General features: G+C 69.4%; 11 protein-coding genes and 3 pseudogenes. 7 read left to right on the forward strand and 7 right to left on the reverse strand.

What is annotated here, in order from left to right; translation table 11 throughout:
• Window positions 1–8: 8 nt before the first annotated feature.
• On the forward strand, window positions 9–284 hold the full coding sequence (locus L2X99_RS06205) for an acylphosphatase (protein ID WP_236124559.1): 276 nt from the start codon (window positions 9–11) through the stop codon (window positions 282–284).
• On the opposite strand, the gene L2X99_RS06210 is transcribed toward L2X99_RS06205, so the two are convergent.
• Together L2X99_RS06210 and ligA are read right to left on the reverse strand one after the other, a co-directional pair.
• Window positions 274–801, reverse strand: a complete 528-nt coding sequence (locus tag L2X99_RS06210) for an AAA family ATPase (RefSeq protein ID WP_236124558.1) — start codon at window positions 799–801, stop codon at window positions 274–276. The genes L2X99_RS06205 and L2X99_RS06210 overlap by 11 nt on opposite strands.
• On the reverse strand, window positions 794–3,112 hold the full coding sequence (ligA, locus tag L2X99_RS06215) for an NAD-dependent DNA ligase LigA (protein WP_236124557.1): 2,319 nt from the start codon (window positions 3,110–3,112) through the stop codon (window positions 794–796). The genes L2X99_RS06210 and ligA overlap by 8 nt, the downstream gene beginning before the upstream one ends.
• Before the next feature lie 171 nt (window positions 3,113–3,283).
• On the opposite strand from ligA, the gene L2X99_RS06220 reads away from it, so the two are divergent.
• Both L2X99_RS06220 and L2X99_RS06225 read left to right on the forward strand, forming a co-directional pair.
• Window positions 3,284–3,754, forward strand: a complete 471-nt coding sequence (locus L2X99_RS06220) for an NUDIX domain-containing protein (RefSeq protein ID WP_236124556.1) — start codon at window positions 3,284–3,286, stop codon at window positions 3,752–3,754.
• A 44-nt stretch (window positions 3,755–3,798) separates the two neighbouring features.
• Window positions 3,799–4,608, forward strand: a complete 810-nt coding sequence (locus tag L2X99_RS06225) for an aminoglycoside phosphotransferase family protein (RefSeq protein WP_236124555.1) — start codon at window positions 3,799–3,801, stop codon at window positions 4,606–4,608.
• A 188-nt stretch (window positions 4,609–4,796) separates the two neighbouring features.
• Here the strand turns inward: L2X99_RS06225 and mnmA are convergent, their stop codons facing one another.
• Together mnmA and L2X99_RS06235 are read right to left on the reverse strand one after the other, a co-directional pair.
• Entirely contained in the window at window positions 4,797–5,894 is a 1,098-nt protein-coding gene (mnmA, locus tag L2X99_RS06230; RefSeq protein ID WP_236124554.1) for a tRNA 2-thiouridine(34) synthase MnmA, read from the reverse strand.
• A 71-nt stretch (window positions 5,895–5,965) separates the two neighbouring features.
• A pseudogene (locus L2X99_RS06235) lies at window positions 5,966–7,131 on the reverse strand (cysteine desulfurase family protein).
• 104 nt (window positions 7,132–7,235) lie between these two features.
• On the opposite strand from L2X99_RS06235, the pseudogene glgX reads away from it, so the two are divergent.
• The 3 genes and pseudogenes from glgX (at window position 7,236) to glgB (ending at window position 13,665) form a co-directional block, all read left to right on the forward strand.
• Window positions 7,236–9,306: pseudogene (gene glgX / locus L2X99_RS06240) on the forward strand (glycogen debranching protein GlgX).
• Between the two features lie 108 nt (window positions 9,307–9,414).
• Window positions 9,415–11,460 carry an alpha-1,4-glucan--maltose-1-phosphate maltosyltransferase gene (locus L2X99_RS06245; RefSeq protein WP_236124551.1) on the forward strand — a complete coding sequence of 682 codons (2,046 nt, stop codon included), beginning with the start codon at window positions 9,415–9,417 and terminating at the stop codon, window positions 11,458–11,460.
• A pseudogene (gene glgB, locus L2X99_RS06250) lies at window positions 11,457–13,665 on the forward strand (1,4-alpha-glucan branching protein GlgB). Before L2X99_RS06245 ends, glgB begins: the two are co-directional and overlap by 4 nt.
• Before the next feature lie 66 nt (window positions 13,666–13,731).
• Here the strand turns inward: glgB and L2X99_RS06255 are convergent.
• Both L2X99_RS06255 and L2X99_RS06260 read right to left on the reverse strand, forming a co-directional pair.
• The gene (locus L2X99_RS06255) at window positions 13,732–14,661 is read right to left on the reverse strand and encodes a tetratricopeptide repeat protein (protein ID WP_236124550.1); all 930 of its coding nucleotides are present in this window, start codon (window positions 14,659–14,661) and stop codon (window positions 13,732–13,734) included.
• Window positions 14,658–16,505 (reverse strand): glycosyl transferase, encoded by a 1,848-nt coding sequence (locus L2X99_RS06260; RefSeq protein ID WP_236124549.1) that lies wholly within the window; start codon window positions 16,503–16,505, stop codon window positions 14,658–14,660. The genes L2X99_RS06255 and L2X99_RS06260 overlap by 4 nt, the downstream gene beginning before the upstream one ends.
• Before the next feature lie 187 nt (window positions 16,506–16,692).
• Here L2X99_RS06260 and L2X99_RS06265 point away from each other — a divergent pair, with 187 nt between their 5' ends.
• A complete protein-coding gene (locus L2X99_RS06265) occupies window positions 16,693–17,751 on the forward strand; it encodes an AI-2E family transporter (RefSeq protein ID WP_236124548.1) in 1,059 nt (352 codons plus the stop codon).
• A 3-nt stretch (window positions 17,752–17,754) separates the two neighbouring features.
• Here the strand turns inward: L2X99_RS06265 and L2X99_RS06270 are convergent, their stop codons facing one another.
• On the reverse strand, window positions 17,755–18,042 hold the full coding sequence (locus L2X99_RS06270; RefSeq protein WP_236124547.1) for a hypothetical protein: 288 nt from the start codon (window positions 18,040–18,042) through the stop codon (window positions 17,755–17,757).
• Window positions 18,043–18,044: the final 2 nt, after the last annotated feature.

The raw sequence follows: 18,044 nt of genomic DNA on the forward strand, positions 1-18,044 counted from the left end.
CTGGAGGCATGAGATCGGTTCGGGTCGTGGCGCACGGGCGCGTGCAGGGTGTCGGCTATCGCTGGTTCGTACGGGACGCCGCGGAGTCGGAGGGCGTCACCGGCTGGGTGCGCAATCGCCGTGACGGCACGGTCGAAGCGACGCTTCACGGCGACGAGGTCGCCGTGAAGTCGGTCTTGGAAGAACTGCGAAGGGGACCTCTCGCTTCGGACGTGAGGACACTCGACGTCGAGGAGTGCGCGGACGAATCCTCCGCCGAATTCGACATCCGGCCTACTGAGTAGACGCCAGCTCCCCGAGGATGCTCCGGGCGAGCGTGGAGACGTCGACGGATCCGGCGGTGTCCACGGCGATCACCGGAAAGCCGGTCATCGGACGCGCAGCATCCGCCGCGGCCTCCCATTCCGCGAGACGTCCCGTGTCGTCGTGCACGGCGTGCCGAGCACGGGTCAGGTAGCGCTCGCGCATGACGTCGCGTGGCGCCTCGCACCAGACCTCGACGCCCTCGGGCGACCCCACGGACTCCCAGCCACGGCGGAACCACTCCTCATCGCGTCCGGCGAGCCAGACGGACTCGATCAGCACCATGCCCTCCAGCATCCCGACGATCCGCCACAGCGCATCGGCCGCCAGCGCGCCGACGGCGCGCGTCGGCAGCGGCGCGTCGACGGCATCGCCCAGGGCCTCCTTGAGGGCATCCTTCGAGACCAGCGGGACTCCGAGTTCAGCGGTGAGCGGCCTCGCTAGCGTCGTCTTGCCCGCGCCCGCCATGCCGTTCAGGACGACGAGCCGGTCAGGCATCCAGCGCCGCCGGCCCCTCAGTGACGAGGACGTGGAACTGCGCGGCATCCAGAACGCGGATACCGAGATCCTCCGCCTTCGTGAGCTTGGAACCTGCGCCCGGACCTGCGGCGACGAAGTCGGTCTTCTTCGAGACCGAGGATGCGGCCTTGCCGCCGGCTTTGATGATCGCCTCCTGCGCGCCCTCGCGGGTGTACCCGTCGAGCGATCCGGTCGCGACCACGGTCAGACCGTCCAGCACACCGCCTTCGGAGACAGCAGCACCCGGCCCAGGATGCCCCGGAGTGGCCCACTGCACGCCGGCCGCCGCCCATTGCCGCACGATGTCCTGATGCCAGTCGATCTCGAACCAGCTCAGCAGCGAGTCGGCGATGATGCCGCCCACGCCCTCGACCGCCGCGAGCTCTTCACGACTGGCGGCGCGGATCGCGTCCAGCGACCCGAACCACTGCGCGAGCGCTCTGGCCGCCACCGGGCCCACGTGACGGATGTTCAGCGACACGAGCAGTCGCCACAACTCCTTGGTCTTGGCCCTGTCGAGTTCGGCGATGAGCTTGATCGCGGCTGAGGAGGGCTGCGGTCCGTCGATCCCGTCCTTCTTCTCGGCCGCGGTCGGGTTGCGCCGGAACGGCGATCGCGTCTTGACGATGCCGTCGTCATCCTCCTTCGGCAGGCCGGTCTCGGAGTCGCGCACCACCACGGAGATCGGGACGAGATCTTCCAGCACCAGCGAGAACAGGCCGGCCTCGGTGTCGAGCGGCGGTTCGGCGGGATGGCTGGGCTGCGTGAGCGCGGCGGCGGTGACCTCGCCGAGCACCTCGATGTCGAGGGCTCCGCGCGACCCGATGTGCTCTACGCGCCCGCGCACCTGCGCCGGGCAGGAGCGGGTGTTGGGGCACCGCAGGTCGATGTCGCCCTCCTTGGCCGGGGCCAGGGTCGAACCGCACTCCGGGCAGCGCTCCGGCATGACGAACTCGCGCTCCGTGCCGTCGCGCTTCTCGACCACGGGGCCGAGCACCTCGGGGATCACATCTCCGGCCTTGCGCAGCACGACGGTGTCGCCGATCAGCACGCCTTTGGCCTTCACCACATCCTTGTTGTGCAGGGTCGCCTGTCGCACGACGGAGCCCGCGACATGCGCCGGGGCCATGACGGCGAACGGTGTCGCACGGCCGGTTCGTCCTACGGAGACGACGATGTCGAGCAGCTTCGTCTGCACCTCTTCCGGCGGGTACTTGTAGGCGATCGCCCATCGCGGGGCCCTGCTGGTCTGGCCGAGCTCGGCATGCAGCGCCAGCTCGTCGACTTTCACGACGATGCCGTCCAGCTCGTGCTCGATGTCGTGCCGGTGCTCGCCGAAGTAGGCGACGAAGTCGGCGACCTCGTCGATCGTGTGGCACACCCTCGTGTGCGGGCTGGTCGGCAGCCCCCATTCAGCGAGCAGATCGTAGACCTGGCTCTGCGCCGCCACGGGAGGGTTCTCCCACGCACCGATGCCGTGGACGTACAGAGACAGCGAGTCCACCCGGAGCAGCCCGGCCTCGTGCTCGAGCCCCTGCTTCTTGTCGAGCTGCTGGCGGAGGCCGCCACTCGCGGCGTTGCGCGGGTTGGCGAACGACGGGAAGCGCCGCGCCGCGGCGGCCCGCGCCTTCTCCTCATCGAAGGGTTTCTTCGCACCGGCACGCGCCTCCCAGCGTGCGAGCGCATCGGCGTAGGCGCGGTCGCGGAACTCCGCCTGCGCGGCGTTGAGCCGCTCGAACGCGGCGACGGGGATGAACACCTCGCCGCGCACCTCGACGATCGGCGGATGCCCGGTGCCGCTCAGTCGCGGAGGGATGTCGGCCAGCCGCAGCGCGTTCTCGGTGACGATCTCGCCCACGCGCCCGTCACCCCGCGTCGCCGCAGAGGTCAGCACGCCGTTCTCATAGCGCAGGTTGATCGCGAGTCCGTCGATCTTGAGCTCGGTGAGCCACGAGATCTCACGGCCGGCCGCGGCCTTCGTCTTGACCTCCCAGTCGCGCAGCTCATCGAGCGAGAAGACGTTGTCGAGACTCAGCATCCGCTCGGCGTGCTCGAACGTGTCGAGTCCGGTCGACTCGGCGGCACCGACCATCTGGGTGGGCGAATCCTGGCCCTGCAGCTCGGGATGCAGTCGCTCGAGCTCCTCCAGCCGCCGCATCCACCCGTCATAGGTGGCGTCGTCGACGATCGAGGTGTCGCGCCCGTAGTAGGCGTCCTTCGCATCGAGGATGCGGGTCGTCAGCTCCTCGGCCTCGTTGCGGGCGTCTTCCAGCGAGATGTTCTCCGGCACGGATCGAGTCTACGAGCGCCCGCCGACATCCGCCGGGCGCGTCGCGCAACCGAACAGGCGCCGTCCGGCACTGACTCGGAGATCTGCAGAATCGCGGAGCCGACCCCCAGATCAGCACCGAGATTCTGCAGATCTCCGAAATGCTGCGGGGCGACAACTACGCTGAGCCACGTGACACGTGTGATGACGACGGTGTTCCTCCACGACGACGAACGCGTCCTCCTTCTGCACCGCGAGGGATCCCGCGTCATCGAAGATTCCTGGGTCGGCATCGGTGGACACGTCGAGCCCGGCGAGGACGTCCAGGATGCCGCGCTGCGCGAGCTCACGGAAGAAGTCGGCCTGCGCGGGCCCGACCTGCGCGATCTCCGTCTGCGCTACGCGGCGACCAGGGAGGCCGACGCTGAGACGAGGGTCGTGCACTACTTCACCGCACGACTCGCCGACGGTGTCGCCGCCCCGACGCGCTGCACGGAGGGCACGCTGCGCTGGTTCGCTCTCGACGCTGATCTGTCGGAGCTCGCCATGCCGCCGACGGGCCGCGTGGTCCTCGACCACTGGCAGCGCATCGGCCGCTTCGACGCGAAGACCCGTGATGTGCGCATGGAACGCTCAGGCGGCGTCTCCGTCGTCCCCGGTTGAGGCGAGCGCGCGGTTCGGGTGAAGACTGCACCTACTGTGGAGGCGTGATCACGCACACCCACGATCTGACGTTCTCCGAGACCGAGGTGCGGAAGCGATTCACCAGCTGGGACGAGGGCGAGCCGGACCGGGAATGGATGTGCCTCCTCCTCCTCGCCCAGCATGCGCCGGAGCTGGCGCCCCGGCCTCTCCGCCGAGAGACGGCGGAGGGCGACCCGGTGATCGTGATGGAGCGACTTCCGGGCACGCCGCTGGAGACCGGGGCCCTCACCACTCGGCAGACCGCCGCGCTCGGCGCCGCACTGCGGCGACTCTTCGACGTGCCGTTCGACGACGCCCGGGCGACCGGCATCGGTGAGCGGCGCCTCGGCCCTTCGACGCTGCGCCCGCATCTCATCGGATGGGCGGCCGCACCGCACGATCTCAGCGCGCTACACGAGCCGAGACTCGGCGAGCGGGCGTTGAGCGGCGCACGCGAGTTCCTCGCGACGTCCCCGACGCCCGCATTCGAGCTCTCCGTCATCGGCATCGCCGACCTCAATCCCGCCAACGTGCTGTGGGATGGCAGCGTCTGTAGGCTCGTCGACTTTGAGGACGGCGGGCTCTCCGACCCGGCGTTCGAGCTCGCCGATCATGTGGAGCACCTCGCCGGACGCGGCGTGTACGACGCCGACGCCCTCATCCGGGCCGTCAGCCTCTCCACCGCTGAGCGGGAGCGGCTCTCCGAGTGGCGCACGCACTGGGCCGTCTTCTGGCTGATCATGCTGCTGCCGGGCAACGGCGGCTTCCGGCGCAATCCGCCGGGAACGACGGAGCAACAGGCCGAGCGCGTGCTGCGCATGCTCGACGGATGAGGGCCATCGGCCTCACCGGATCCGTTTGTCCGACGGGCAGCATCCGTCGCGCTGCTCTTCTCCGTTCGTGCGGCGCGCATCTGCGCAGCGCAGACCGAAACGTGCAGCGTGAGCCTGCGCAACCGTAGGAAAGCGCAGCGCAAGCCGCGAACTGCAGCGCAGGCGACGAAGCTGGGGCAGGAGGCGGTTCAAGCGCCCACGGGCACAGCCGAGATGGTGGTGTCGATCGTGAACTGGCCGAGCACGCGGGTGCCGACGTAGAGCACGGCGCTCTGCCCCGGAGCGACGCCGTCGAGCGGCTCATCGGGCACGACTCGCACGCCGGCATCCGTCACGAATGCCCGCGCGGGCACCGGCTCGGCGTGCGCGCGGATCTGCACCTCGCAGTCGAGCTCGGATGCCTCGGGCGCGGCGCCCGCCCAGGAGAACCGCTCCCCCGAGATCTCGGCGATCGCCAGGGCCTCCTTCGGGCCGACCACGACCGTGTTGGTCACCGGGCGCACCTCGAGCACGAACCGCGGCTTGCCGTCCGGCGCGGGCACGCCGAGGCGCAGGCCCTTGCGCTGCCCGACGGTGAACGCGTGCGCACCGTCGTGCGTGCCGACGACCTCGCCCTCGCGGTCGAGGATCTCGCCCTGCTCAGCACCGACCTTCTCGGCCAGCCAGCCTCGGGTGTCCCCGTCGGGGATGAAGCAGATGTCATGGCTGTCGGGCTTCTGCGCAACGCTCAGGCCGCGCTCGGCGGCCTCGGCGCGCACCAGCGCCTTCGACGGCGTGGAGCCGAGCGGGAAGTAGGTGTGCGCGAGCTGCTCGGCGTTGAGCACGCCCAGCACGTAGGACTGGTCCTTGGCGTTGTCCGAGGCGCGGTGCAGCTCGAGCCCCTCCGAGCCGTCCACCAGCGTCGCGTAATGCCCGGTGCAGACCGCGTCGAAACCGAGCTCGATCGCGCGCTCCAGCAGGGCGGCGAACTTGATCTTCTCGTTGCACCGCAGGCAGGGGTTCGGGGTGCGTCCGGCCTTGTACTCCGAGATGAAATCCTCGATCACGTCGTCGCGGAAGCGCTCCGAGAAGTCCCAGACGTAGAACGGGATGCCGAGCAGGTCGGCGGCGCGACGCGCATCCATCGCGTCCTCGATCGTGCAGCAGCCCCGGCTGCCGGTGCGCAGCGTGCCGCCGGCGCGCGACAGCGCCAAGTGCACGCCGACCACGTCGTGGCCGGCCTCGACCGCGCGGGCAGCCGCCACCGCGGAGTCGACCCCTCCGCTCATCGCCGCCAGAATACGCATGGGTTCCAGTCTACGAGCGGGCGGCTGTGAGGGCTCCGCAGCGCGTTTCGTCTCGCTCCTCCGTCGCTCGCTCAACGACCGGAGGCGTGCGACGCCCGGGCGTACGCGTCGCCGATCGTCGCCAGCACGGCATCGACATCGGCATCGGTCGAGGTGCGCCCGAGTGTGAACCGCAGCACGCTCCGGGCATCCTGCTCACTCCGGCCGAGCGCCATCACCACGTGCGACGGCTCCGCGACGCCGGCCTGGCAGGCCGAGCCGGTGGATGCCGCGACACCGGCCATGTCGAGCAGGAAGAGCAGGCTCTCCCCCACGGCGCCGGGGAACAGCACGTGCGCATTGCCGGAGAGTCTGTCCACGGGATCTCCGAGCAGCTCCGCCTGCGGCACCGTCGCGCGGATGCCGCAGACCAGACGGTCGCGCAGCACGGCGAGCCGCTCGCACTCGGTGACGCGCTCGGCCTCGGCGAGCTCGAGCGCGACGGCGAAGGCCGCAGCGCCCGCGACATCCTGCGTGCCGGCGCGCAGTCCGCGCTGCTGTGCTCCGCCGTGCAGCAGCGGCCCCAGCCGAGCCGTCCTGGCCACGACCAGCGCACCGACGCCCACCGGCGCACCGAGTTTGTGCCCGGTCACGGTCATCGCCACCAGTCCGACACCCGAGTCGGCATCCCCGCGCAGCTCCCGGAACGACAGCGGCACGTGCCCCAGGCCGCGACGGCGTCCAGGTGGAACGGCACTCCGGCATCCGCCGCGACCGACGCCAGGGCGGCGCTGTCGTTGATGGTGCCGACCTCGTTGTTCGCCGCCAGCGCGGTGGCCAGCGCGGCACCCGGGAGCGCGTCTGCGAAGGCTCGCGCGGGGATCCGACCGACGGCATCCAGTGGCACCGGACGCACACGCGCTCCCTCCGCCGCCAGCGCGGACACCGTGTCCATCGTCGCGTGATGCTCGCCGTCCGGCAGCACGATCGCATCCGCTTCCGGAGCCCTCGATGCCCAGAGACCGTGCAGCGCCGTGTTGATCGACTCGGTGCCGCCCGAGGTGAACACCACTTCGATCGGGTCGCAGCCCAGCACCGCGGCGGCGCGCTCACGCGACTCCTCGAGCAGCCGCCGCGCATCCTGTCCGGCACCGTGCGTGGACGACGCGTTGCCCACGACGGCGGACGCCTCGAGCCAGGCGTCCCGCGCCTCCGCGCGCAGCGGCGCGGTGGCGGCGTGGTCGAGGTAGAAGCGCATTCCTCCATCCTCCCAGCCGCACACCGTCGGCGGGCGGAATCGAGGATCACGCGACGCGGCATCCGGATTCATTCCCGGGCGTCATCGGCATCTAGGCTGTCCCCATGCTCCCGACGTCCCGCACGCCTCTCGGAGGCGCCGCGCTCGACGACCTCGGCATCCGGCTCCACGACGGTGTGGGCACGCTCCGGATCTGGTCGCAGAACGCCTCCTCGATCGAGCTCGTGATCTTCGACGCCACCGACCTCGACTGGGAGACCGCGCAGCTGCCACTGGAGCGCCGGCCCGGCGGGGTGTGGGAGGTCACCACCGACCTCCTGCAGCCGGGCGTCCGCTATGCGATCCGCGTAGACGGACCGCACGGTCGCGGCAACACGTTCAACTCCGAGACGCTGCTGCTCGATCCGTACTCGAGGGGCCTCGCGCAGGGCGACGGATACGAGGAGTGGCGCTCGGTCGTCATCGCCGACGGCTTCGACTGGGGCGGCATCCCGAAACCGAACACCCCGCTCGATCAGACGGTGATCTACGAGGGCCACCTCAAGGGCATGACCAAGCGTCATCCCGGCGTGCCGCCGGCCCTGCACGGCACCTACGCCGGCCTCGCGCATCCCGCCATGATCGAGTACTTCCACTCGCTCGGGATCACGGCGATCGAGCTGCTCCCCGTGCACGCGTTCGTGCCCGAGCCCCGCCTGCTCGAGAAGGGCCTCACCAACTACTGGGGCTACAACACGCTGAGCTTCTTCGCCCCGCACACCGCCTATGCGACCGAGGACTCGCGCAAGGGCGGCCCCGAGGCCGTGCTCGCCGAGTTCAAGGGCATGGTCCGGCTGCTGCACGAGGCAGGCCTCGAGGTCATCCTCGACGTGGTCTACAACCACACCAGCGAGGAGGGCCTCGGTGGACCCCGCTCCAGCTTCCGCGGCATCGACAACGCCCTCTACTACCGGCAGACCGCCGACGGCGCATACGTCGACACCACCGGCGTCGGCAACACCGTGAACACCGCGACGGATGCCGACGGCGCGGCTGGTGCTCGACTCGTTGCGGTACTGGGCCCAGGAGATGCAGATCGACGGCTTCCGCTTCGATCTGGCCGCTGCGCTCGGCCGCGACGAGAACCACGAGTACACCCGGGAGCATCCGCTGCTGCAGGCGATCGCCGACGACCCCGCACTGCAGGACGTCAAGCTCATCGCCGAGCCGTGGGATGTCGGGATGGGCGGGTGGCAGACCGGCAACTTCCCGACCGGCTGGAGCGAATGGAACGACCGTTACCGCGACCGCGCTCGCAACTTCTGGCTCAGCGACATCGACTATGCGCGCCGTGCCTCCGCCCCCGTCGGCATCGGCGGGTTCGCGAACAGGCTCGCCGGTTCGGCCAACACCTACAGCGAGGAGCGCGGTCCGCTCGCCAGCATCAACTTCGTGACCGCGCACGACGGGTTCACGCTGAACGACCTGGTGTCGTACGACGTGAAGCACAACGAGGCCAACGGCGAGAACAACCACGACGGCGCCGACATGAACCGCTCCTTCAACCACGGCGCGGAGGGCCCCACCGACGATCCCTCCATCCTGGCCGCGCGTCGCAAGGCCATGCGCAACCTGCTGGGAACACTGCTGCTGTCGGCGGGCATCCCGATGATCACCGCGGGCGATGAGTTCGGCCGCACCCAGCGCGGAAACAACAACGCCTACTGCCATGACTCGGCGCTGACCTGGCTGAACTGGGAGCACGAGCCCTGGCAGCGCGACCTGCGCGAGCACGTCGCGCTGCTCACCCGGCTCCGCGCCGAGAACCCCGCGCTGCGCCCCGCACGCTACGCCCGGCTCGGTGAGCACGTGCCGGAGGCGTCGGTGATGGACTGGTTCGACCAGGACGGCGGGACCATGGAGGTCGAGCAGTGGAACGACCCCCGCAACCGCACGCTGCAGTACGTCGCCGCCACGGGTCCGCAAAACGGCGACACCAACCGCATCCTGCTCATCGTGCACGGCACGGAGGCGCCGATCGACGTGCGGCTGCCGGAATCGATCGAGGGCGCCGCCGCATTCGTCTCGCTGTGGTCGAGCGCCGATGAGCGTCCCGACGGCGACCTCCGCAGATACGCGCCGGGCGACGTCCTCCCCGTCGTGGGCACATCGATGCAGCTCTTCCGCATCGAGTGATCGGGGCCGTCCGGACGCCCGTCGTCACGCGACCGGGGAAAGCTACCCGCTTCCCGGGGCGCGCGGTACATTCAAGGTGTGGCTGCTCGTTCTGTCTCGAATCCGGCGGTGCTCCGAAGCCCCGCACAGATCCCCGTGCGGCCCGCCGCCGAACAGGAGGATGCCGCACCCGGGACCCTGACCGGGCGCATCCCGCTCGCCGATCCGACGCCTGCGGCTCCCGGAGGCTTCTCGCCGAAGGCCTTCGCCGGTGAGGTGGTCCCGTTCCGCATCGTCGCATTCCGCGAGGGGCATGATCTCATCGGCGCGCGTGTGCGCCTGCGGTCGCCCGACGGCGTGGAGACCCTGCACCGGCTGAGCCCGCAGAACGACGGCACAGACGGCTGGCTCGTGCCGATCGCCCTGGACCTGCCGGGTACCTGGTCCTTCCGGTTCGAGGGGTTCACCGACGACTTCGCCACCTGGGCGCATGCCGCCGAGGTGAAGGCCGCGGCCGATGTCGACCTCGAGGTCATGAGCATCGCCGGTGCGCAACTGCTCACCCGCGCCGCCGGCCAGCAGGACCGTCCCGCTGCCGAACGGCGCGCGCTCAAGGCGGCGGCCAAGCGACTGCAGGACGCTGATGCCGCCATCCTCGCGTCCGTCGCCACGGACGAGACCCTCGCGGAGTCGATGACGGCGCGCCCGTTGACCACGATGTCCTCCGCGACCGCATGGCGCACGCTCCTCGTCGAGCGCACCGTCGCCGGCGTGGGCGCCTGGTACGAGTTCTTCCCGCGCTCGGAGGGCGCGAAGCGCCGCAGGGACGGCAGCATCGCGAGCGGCACCTTCCGCACCGCGGCGAAGCGCCTGCCGGCCGTCGCCGACATGGGGTTCGACGTGCTGTACCTGCCACCGATCCATCCGATCGGACGCGCGCATCGCAAGGGGCCGAACAACACCCTCGTGGCGGGGCCGCAGGATCCCGGCTCGCCCTGGGCGATCGGGGCAGCCGAAGGCGGACACGACACCGTGCATCCGGATCTCGGCACTCTCGCCGACTTCCGCGCCTTCGTCCGCGCCGCGGGCAAGGCCGGCCTGGAGGTGGCACTCGACCTCGCCCTGCAGGCCTCCCCCGACCATCCCTGGGTCGAGGCGCACCCGGAGTGGTTCACGACGCTGCCCGACGGCACGATCGCGTATGCCGAGAACCCGCCGAAGAAGTACCAGGACATCTATCCGCTGAACTTCGACAACGACCCGGAGGGCCTCTACGCCGAAGTGCTGCGGATCGTGGAGCACTGGATCGCGCAGGGCGTGCGGATCTTCAGAGTCGACAACCCGCACACCAAGCCGCTGCGGTTCTGGGAGTGGCTGATCGGCACGGTGAACGCCGCCCACCCCGAGGTCGTGTTCCTCGCCGAGGCCTTCACCCGCCCCGCGCCGATGCGCGGGCTCGCCGCCGCGGGGTTCCAGCAGAGCTACTCCTATTTCACCTGGCGCAACACCAAGGCCGAGCTCGAGGAGTTCCTCACCTCTGTGTCCACGACCACCGCGGACTACATGCGTCCGAACCTGTTCGTGAACACCCCCGACATCCTCACCGAGTACCTGCAGTACGGCGGACGCGCGGCCTACCGGATCCGCGCCTGCATCGCCGCGACCGCGGCGCCGCTGTACGGCGTGTACGCCGGGTACGAACTGTTCGAAAACGTCGCCCGGCCGGGATCCGAGGAGAACATCGACAACGAGAAGTACGAGTACAAGCTGCGCGACTGGCAGGGAGCAGAGGAACGCGGAGACTCGCTCGCCCCGCTCCTGCGTCGTCTGAACGACATCCGGCGCGAGCATCCTGCGCTGCGCCAGTTGCGGAACATCTCGTTCCACTGGAGCGACGACGACGCCATCCTGGTCTACTCGAAACACCTCGACGCAGCCTTCACCGGCACCGGAGCCGACGACACGATCATCGTCGTCGCCAACGTCGATCCGCACTCCGTGCGGGAGACCACCGTGCACCTCGACACCACGCTCTGGGGCGTCACACCCGGCGATCCGTTCGAGGTCGAGGATCTGCTGACCGGCGAGGTCTGGACCTGGACCGACCACGACTACGTGCGACTCGACGCCTTCGCCGAGCCGGTGCACATCCTGAGGGTGAAGGAGCGATCATGAGCCACATCGAGGACGTCTCCGTCTCTGCGGACTGGGAGGACATCGCGCACGGCGCACATCACGATCCCCACGCAGTGCTCGGCGCACATCCGGGCACGGATGCCGTGGGCCGAACCACCACCGTCGTGCGGGTGCTCCGTCCGCTCGCCGAATCGGTCGCCGCCGTGTTCACGGACGGGAGCCGGATGGAGCTCGAGCACGTCGTGCACGGCATCTGGGAGGGCAGCCACGACGGCCCTCCGGTGCCCTACCGCGTGGCCACGGTCTACCAGGGGCAGGACGAGGTCGTCGGCGGAGACCCGTACCGCCACCTGCCGGCCCTGGGCGAGATCGACCTGCATCTGATCGGGGAAGGGCGCCATGAGCGGCTCTGGGAGGCGCTCGGCGCGCACCTCCGCGTCCTCGACGGGGAGACCGGTGTCGACTTCGCCGTCTGGGCCCCGAACGCTCGGGCAGTCCGCGTGGCGGGCGACTTCAACGGCTGGAACGGCGAGGGGCATGCGATGCGCTCGATGGGGTCGAGCGGCGTGTGGGAGCTCTTCATCCCCGACGTGACGGTCGGCACCGCGTACAAGTTCCAGCTGCTCACCCCGGACGGACGCTGGATCTTCAAGGCCGACCCGATGGCCCAGGCGGCCGAGGTGCCGCCCGCCACGGCGTCGGTGGTCACCCTCGATGCGTACTCCTGGGCGGACGGCGCCTGGATGACCAGACGTGCGGCCACGCACGCCGTCGCGCAGCCGATGTCGGTCTACGAGGTGCACCTCGGCTCCTGGCGAGGGGGAATGGGGTATCGCGACATCGCACAGCCGCTGATCGAGCACGTCGCCGCCACCGGATTCACCCACGTCGAGCTCATGCCCGTCGCGGAGCATCCGTTCGGCGGATCGTGGGGCTATCAGGTGACCGGCTACTACGCACCCACCAGCCGCTTCGGCACGCCCGACGACCTGCGCTACCTCATCGATCAGCTGCACCAGGCCGGTATCGGAGTGATCCTGGACTGGGTACCCGGCCACTTCCCGAAGGACGACTTCGCCCTGGCCAGATTCGACGGCCGTCCGCTCTACGAGCATCCCGACCCGCGCAGAGGCGAGCACCAGGACTGGGGAACCCTGATCTTCGACTACGGCCGCAACGAGGTGCGCGGGTTCCTCGTCGCCAACGCGCTGTACTGGCTGTCCGAGTTCCACATCGACGGACTGCGCGTCGACGCGGTCGCATCGATGCTCTATCTGGACTACTCCCGGCGAGACGGCGAATGGGAGCCGAACGTGCACGGCGGGCGGGAGAACCTCGAGGCGATCCGCTTCCTGCAGGAGGTCAACGCGACGGCGTACCGCAGCTTCCCCGGCATCGTGATGATCGCCGAGGAGTCCACCGCGTTCCCCGGCGTCACCGCGCAGACCACGGCCGCCGGCCTGGGGTTCGGATTCAAATGGAACATGGGCTGGATGAACGACTCGCTGGAGTACATGAAGCGGGATCCGATCCACCGCTCCCACCACGAGGGCGAGATCACCTTCTCGTTCGTGTACGCGTTCGGCGAGAACTACGTGCTCCCGATCAGCCACGACGAGGTCGTGCACGGCAAGGGCACGCTGGTCTCGCGGATGCCGGGCGATCACGCCCGCAAGCTCGCCAACGTCCGCGCCTACCTGGCCTACATGTGGGGGCATCCAGGCAAGAAGCTGCTGTTCATGGGACAGGAGTTCGGTCAGATCGGCGAGTGGTCGCCCGACCGCGAACTGGACTGGTGGCTGCTCGATCAGCCCTCGCATCAGCAGCTGCTGGGCTTCGTCCGCGCCCTGAACAGCACCTACCGCACGCAGGCTCCGCTGTGGGAGCGGGACAACGACGGGTCGTCGTTCGCCCGGCTCGGCGCCCCCTCCTGGGATCCCAGCGTCGTGGCATTCGAGCGACGCGACGCGCACGGCGGCCGCCTGGTCGTCGTGACCAACTTCGCCGGTGCGCAGCGCACCGGCTACCGTCTCGACCTGCCGCTCGAGGGCGTCTGGCAGGAAGTCCTCAACTCGGATGCCGACGGAGTTCGGCGGAACGGGGTCCGGAAACCTCGGACTGGTCAGCGCGCATCCGGTGGGCGAGAGCACCGTGCCGGTCGCCACGATGACACTGCCCGCACTGTCGACGATCTGGCTCCGGCATCAAGTGGATCCGCACGTGCCGTCGGCCACGTTCAGCTGAGACGACGATGGCCGGGGACCTTCGTCCCCGGCCCCTTCGACAGGCTCAGGGACCCGGTGATTCAGTTCAGAACAGCAGCGACGCGAGCCTGGTGCGTGCGGCGGCGACCCGCGGGTCCCCGGCGCCGATGAGGTCGAACAGCTCCACGAGACGCTCGCGCACCGGCATCCGCTGATCAGCGGGAAGGGTGGCGAACAGGTCGAGCAGCCGGCCGAACGCATCGTCGACGTGACCGCCGGCGATGTCGAGGTCGGCCACGGCGAACTGCGCGTCCGGGTCGAGAGGCGCCTCGGCGGCCGCAGCCCGGGCGGCCTGCAGGTCGAGGTTCTGCACCCGGGCGAGCAGCCGCACCTGGCCGAGACCGGCCTTGGCGTCGTCGTCGCGGGGATTCTCCGCGAGCGCCTTCTCGTAGGCGGTGATCGCACGCTGGTAGTCACCGGCCTCGATAGCCTCGAAGGCCTCGGCGTGCAGTGGGGGCAGCGGCTGCTCCTCCGGCTCCGCCGGCGCCTCGCCGGTCTCGCCCGCGGCCACGGATCCGCTCACGCCGTTCTGCGCGGCGAGCTCCAGCAGACGCCCGAACACCTCACGCACCTGCTCCTCGGGGACCGCGCCGGTGAACATCGGAACAGGCTGCCCGCCGACAAGCGCGACGACCATCGGGATCGACTGGGCACGGAAGCCCTGCGCGATCTGCGGATTCGCATCGACATCGACCTTGGCGAGCACGACCCGGCCGCCCAGCTCCCGAGTGACCTTCTCGATGATGGGGCTCAGCTGCTTGCACGGTCCGCACCACTCGGCCCAGAGATCGACGACGACGGGAACCGTGCGGGACAGCTCCAGGATCTGGCCGAAGGTCTCGTCGGTCACGTCCACGACGACGTCCGCGACGCCGGACTGGGCCGCGGCGGCACCGGATGCGTCGGCCTGCGGCCGGTCCCGCAGCGTGGACAGGTCGACGGCGCCGCGCAATGCCGCGGCTGAGATGTCACTCATTTGATGATCTCCACCTTCAGGATGTTCTGATGGAAGGCGAGCAGCTGGATCTGTGCGCTCGCGCCCTGGGCAGGAACCGCGAAGAACAGCTGCATGCCATAGGTGGTGCGCACACCCTTCTTCGCCTCCTTCGCGCCGGTGAGGGCCTCTGCCTCGGGGTTGCCGTCGAACTTGATGACGGCGTCAGGGGTCGTCGGCGTGACCGTCTGGGTGTCGACCACCGAGACCGACACGATGGCTCCGCTGTCCAGGGTGGCCAGTGACACCGGCGCGAACGTCGAGGGGGTCATGTCGAAGGCGACCTTGGTCGTCTTCGCCGCTCCCTTGTCGGCGATGCCCTTCACCAGAGCGGCGCGACTCGCGACGATCGCCTCGGCCTGCTTCTGGGAGGCTTCGTCGAACTCACCCAGGTGCGGACTCTTCGCTCCTTCGTCCACGACCGACGAGAAGGCCGCTGCCACCTCGTTCGGCGGCATCATCAGGAACGTGGAGTCCGGCGGAACCAGGGTGGTCCCGAGCCACGCGGGTGCGAGCTTGGGCAGCTGGGCCGACGCCTGCATGTCCGACATCGTGCCGATGCGGTAGTTCGACCAGGGATCGGCCTGGGTCATCGTGAAGATCACCGGCGGCACCTTCTCGTCGTTCGCCTTCGTCAGCATCAGCACTGTGCGGGGCCAGGCGTCGGCGGCCTGCGGCAGCACGACCTCGACCTTGTCGGCGGGCAGCGGCGCGGGGATGCCGAGCTTCGCGTTCTTCGCGCCGAGTGCGTAGTCGGTGGCGCGTGCCTGGAGCACCGCACCGTCGAGCCGCGTGGTGGCGAGTTCGACGTCGCGGGCCTCGTCGGCCTCCGTCACCGTCTTCGCGATGTCCTTCAGGATCCGAGAGGCCTGCGCCTCGGTCACGGCCGGCGGCTTCTGGTTGTCGGGGGCGACCACGGTCGGCGTCGGCGTCGGACTCGACGAGGCGTCGAACTGCGGCCAGGAGTCGGCGGTGCAGCCGGTCGCGAGCACGGCGGTGAGACCGATCGCGGGGATCGCCACGGCGAGCCTGCGCAGCAGCGGCTGCGCCGTGCGCGGGGCCCTGCCGTCGTCGGCGGAGTCTCCCTCGGCCTCGCGGGAGCCGTCCTCGGTCTGCACCGGTCCGGTCGCGATCGACTCGCGTTCGGGAACGGCGTCGACGGCGAGGTCGATCGGCTCGGTCGGCGGGAGCGGCCCCGGTCCCTTGCGGCGCGGCCCCCTGCCGCGGCGCTGGTGACGGATGCCGAGCACGTAGAGCACCAGGCCGATCAGCAGCATGAGCCCGCCGAGGACGATCAGCGGGCCGGCCCACGGGGTCGTCGTCTTCAGCGGCCAGGTGACGAGGATGTCGGAGGGGGCGTCCTCGACACCGTCACGCGAGACGAGAACGCTCATGCCCTCGGGGAGCTGCAGGTCGGCGATCAGGGCGTCCTTGTCGGAGAACGAGTCCAGCCAGAGGTCGGAGCCCGCCGGGTTGCGACCCGTCTCGCTGGTGGACTCGACCTCGGCGTCCACCGCCTTCGCGCGGGGCTCACCCTTCTTATTCAGCGTGATGCTCTCGTACTCGGCGTCCGAGAGCCACGCCTTCATGTCGGCTGTGCGGCCGTAGGCGACGAAGAGGTCGCCCTCGCCGCGGACCATGAGGGTCTGCTGTCCTGGATGGGCGCGCAGCACGTCGCTGGAGATCAGGACGTACGGCTTCGACTCTCCGGTGGGAAGCTCCATCTGAACCTCGGACGGGCCCATGAAGACGGTACGCTGAGCGACCCCAGCACCGATCAGGACCGCAGCCAGGATGAAGGCCACGACGGCCCATACGAATCGCACGAGAAGACTCCTTACGTGACCCCGGCATCCGCCAGAGGTCTCCGCTCGACATTCCAGGGTAGCGAAAAGCGCCTGTGCGTTTTCCACACGAAGGCAGGAGCGCGCGGATGGCGCCACTCCCCTGCAGCGTTCCGGCATCACGGCGCCGAACGCCTAAGCTGTCGTTCACCGTCCGAGAGGAGAATCGATGAAGATCGTCAACCCGTTCCGCACCGCGCTCGTCGCGACGCTCGGCGTGGGCTTGGGGATCGTGCTCATCGGCAGCGTCCAGACGCTCTCCACCGTCCTGCTCTACATCGGCACGGCACTGTTCATCAGCCTCGGACTCGATCCGCTGGTGACGTTCCTGGAGCGCTGGCTGCCACGCTGGGCAGCGGTGCTGGTGACGATCATCGCCGTGCTCGCGACGATCACGGGCGTCGTCCTCATCGTGCTGCCGGTGTTCGTGCAGCAGATCGGGCAGCTGGTGCAGCAGGTCACGACGCTCGTCCAGCGTCCCACGCCGTTCGAGGATCTCAAGGAGTGGATGAAGCAGACCTTCCCGCTGCTGAAGGTCGACGACGTGTTCGTCTACGTCGAGGACTGGCTGAACACGAACGTCGGGGAGATCAGCAGCCAGATCGGCCAGGGCGTCCTGGTGTTCGGCGGCGCCGTGGCCGCGGGTCTCTTCGGCACGTTCATCGTGCTGGTCCTCACGATCTACATGACGGCGTCGACGCCCTCGCTGAAGCGCTCGGTGTACCAGCTCGTGCCTGCCTCGAAGCGGGAGCGGTTCATCGATCTCGCCGATCAGATCACCGACTCCGTGGGCTACTACGTCATGGGCCAGGTAGCCCTCGGCGTGATCAACGGCATCCTCAGCATGATCTTCCTGTCGATCATCAACGCGCCGTTCCCCGCAGTGCTCGCGGTGATCGCGTTCTTCTTCTCGCTGATCCCGCTGGTGGGGACCCTCACCGGCTCGACGATCATCGTGCTCACCTGCCTGATCCCGGGCCTCGCCTCGCCGGCGACCGCGATCGCCGCGGCGATCTACTACCTGATCTACATGCAGATCGAGGCCTACTTCATCTCGCCGCGCATCATGAGCAGGGCGGTGTCGGTGCCCGGTGCCGTCGTCGTCATCGCCGCACTGGCGGGCGGATCGCTGCTCGGTCTGCTGGGGGCGCTCATCGCCATTCCGGTCGCGGCCAGCATCCTGATCATCTACCGCCAGGTCATCATCCCCAGGATGAACGAGAGATAGCCCTCAGGCGATGCTCCAGCAGCGCGTGTGCCAGTGCCGCCGCGCCGCCAGGTCGGCGACATCCCCGAGGACCCCGTCCGCGCGCCACACGACGAGATGCGCGGTGCCGGGAGAGATCGTGCCGCGACATCCGGGGCACGTGTAGTCCTTCTGCGCCTGAGCGGCGTTCACCGGCTGCACGGTCCACTCCTGCCCGCGACGGGTCTCAGAGCGCTTCCAGCCCGCTATCAGGCGGTCGAGCGAGTCATCGGCGGCGCGGGGATCCGGGCGCCGTCTGCGGGAGCGAGCCATGC

Source organism: Microbacterium sp. KUDC0406 (assembly GCF_021582875.1).
Taxonomy (GTDB): domain Bacteria; phylum Actinomycetota; class Actinomycetes; order Actinomycetales; family Microbacteriaceae; genus Microbacterium.

Bases quoted from the DNA above. Each gene is read 5' to 3' on its own strand.
- L2X99_RS06205 (WP_236124559.1), top strand. From the start codon at position 9: ATGAGATCGGTTCGGGTCGTGGCGCACGGGCGCGTGCAGGGTGTCGGC.
- L2X99_RS06210 (WP_236124558.1), bottom strand. From the start codon at position 801: ATGCCTGACCGGCTCGTCGTCCTGAACGGCATGGCGGGCGCGGGCAAG.
- mnmA (WP_236124554.1), bottom strand. From the start codon at position 5,894: ATGCGTATTCTGGCGGCGATGAGCGGAGGGGTCGACTCCGCGGTGGCG.
- L2X99_RS06255 (WP_236124550.1), bottom strand. From the start codon at position 14,661: ATGAGTGACATCTCAGCCGCGGCATTGCGCGGCGCCGTCGACCTGTCC.
- L2X99_RS06265 (WP_236124548.1), top strand. From the start codon at position 16,693: ATGAAGATCGTCAACCCGTTCCGCACCGCGCTCGTCGCGACGCTCGGC.
- L2X99_RS06270 (WP_236124547.1), bottom strand. From the start codon at position 18,042: ATGGCTCGCTCCCGCAGACGGCGCCCGGATCCCCGCGCCGCCGATGAC.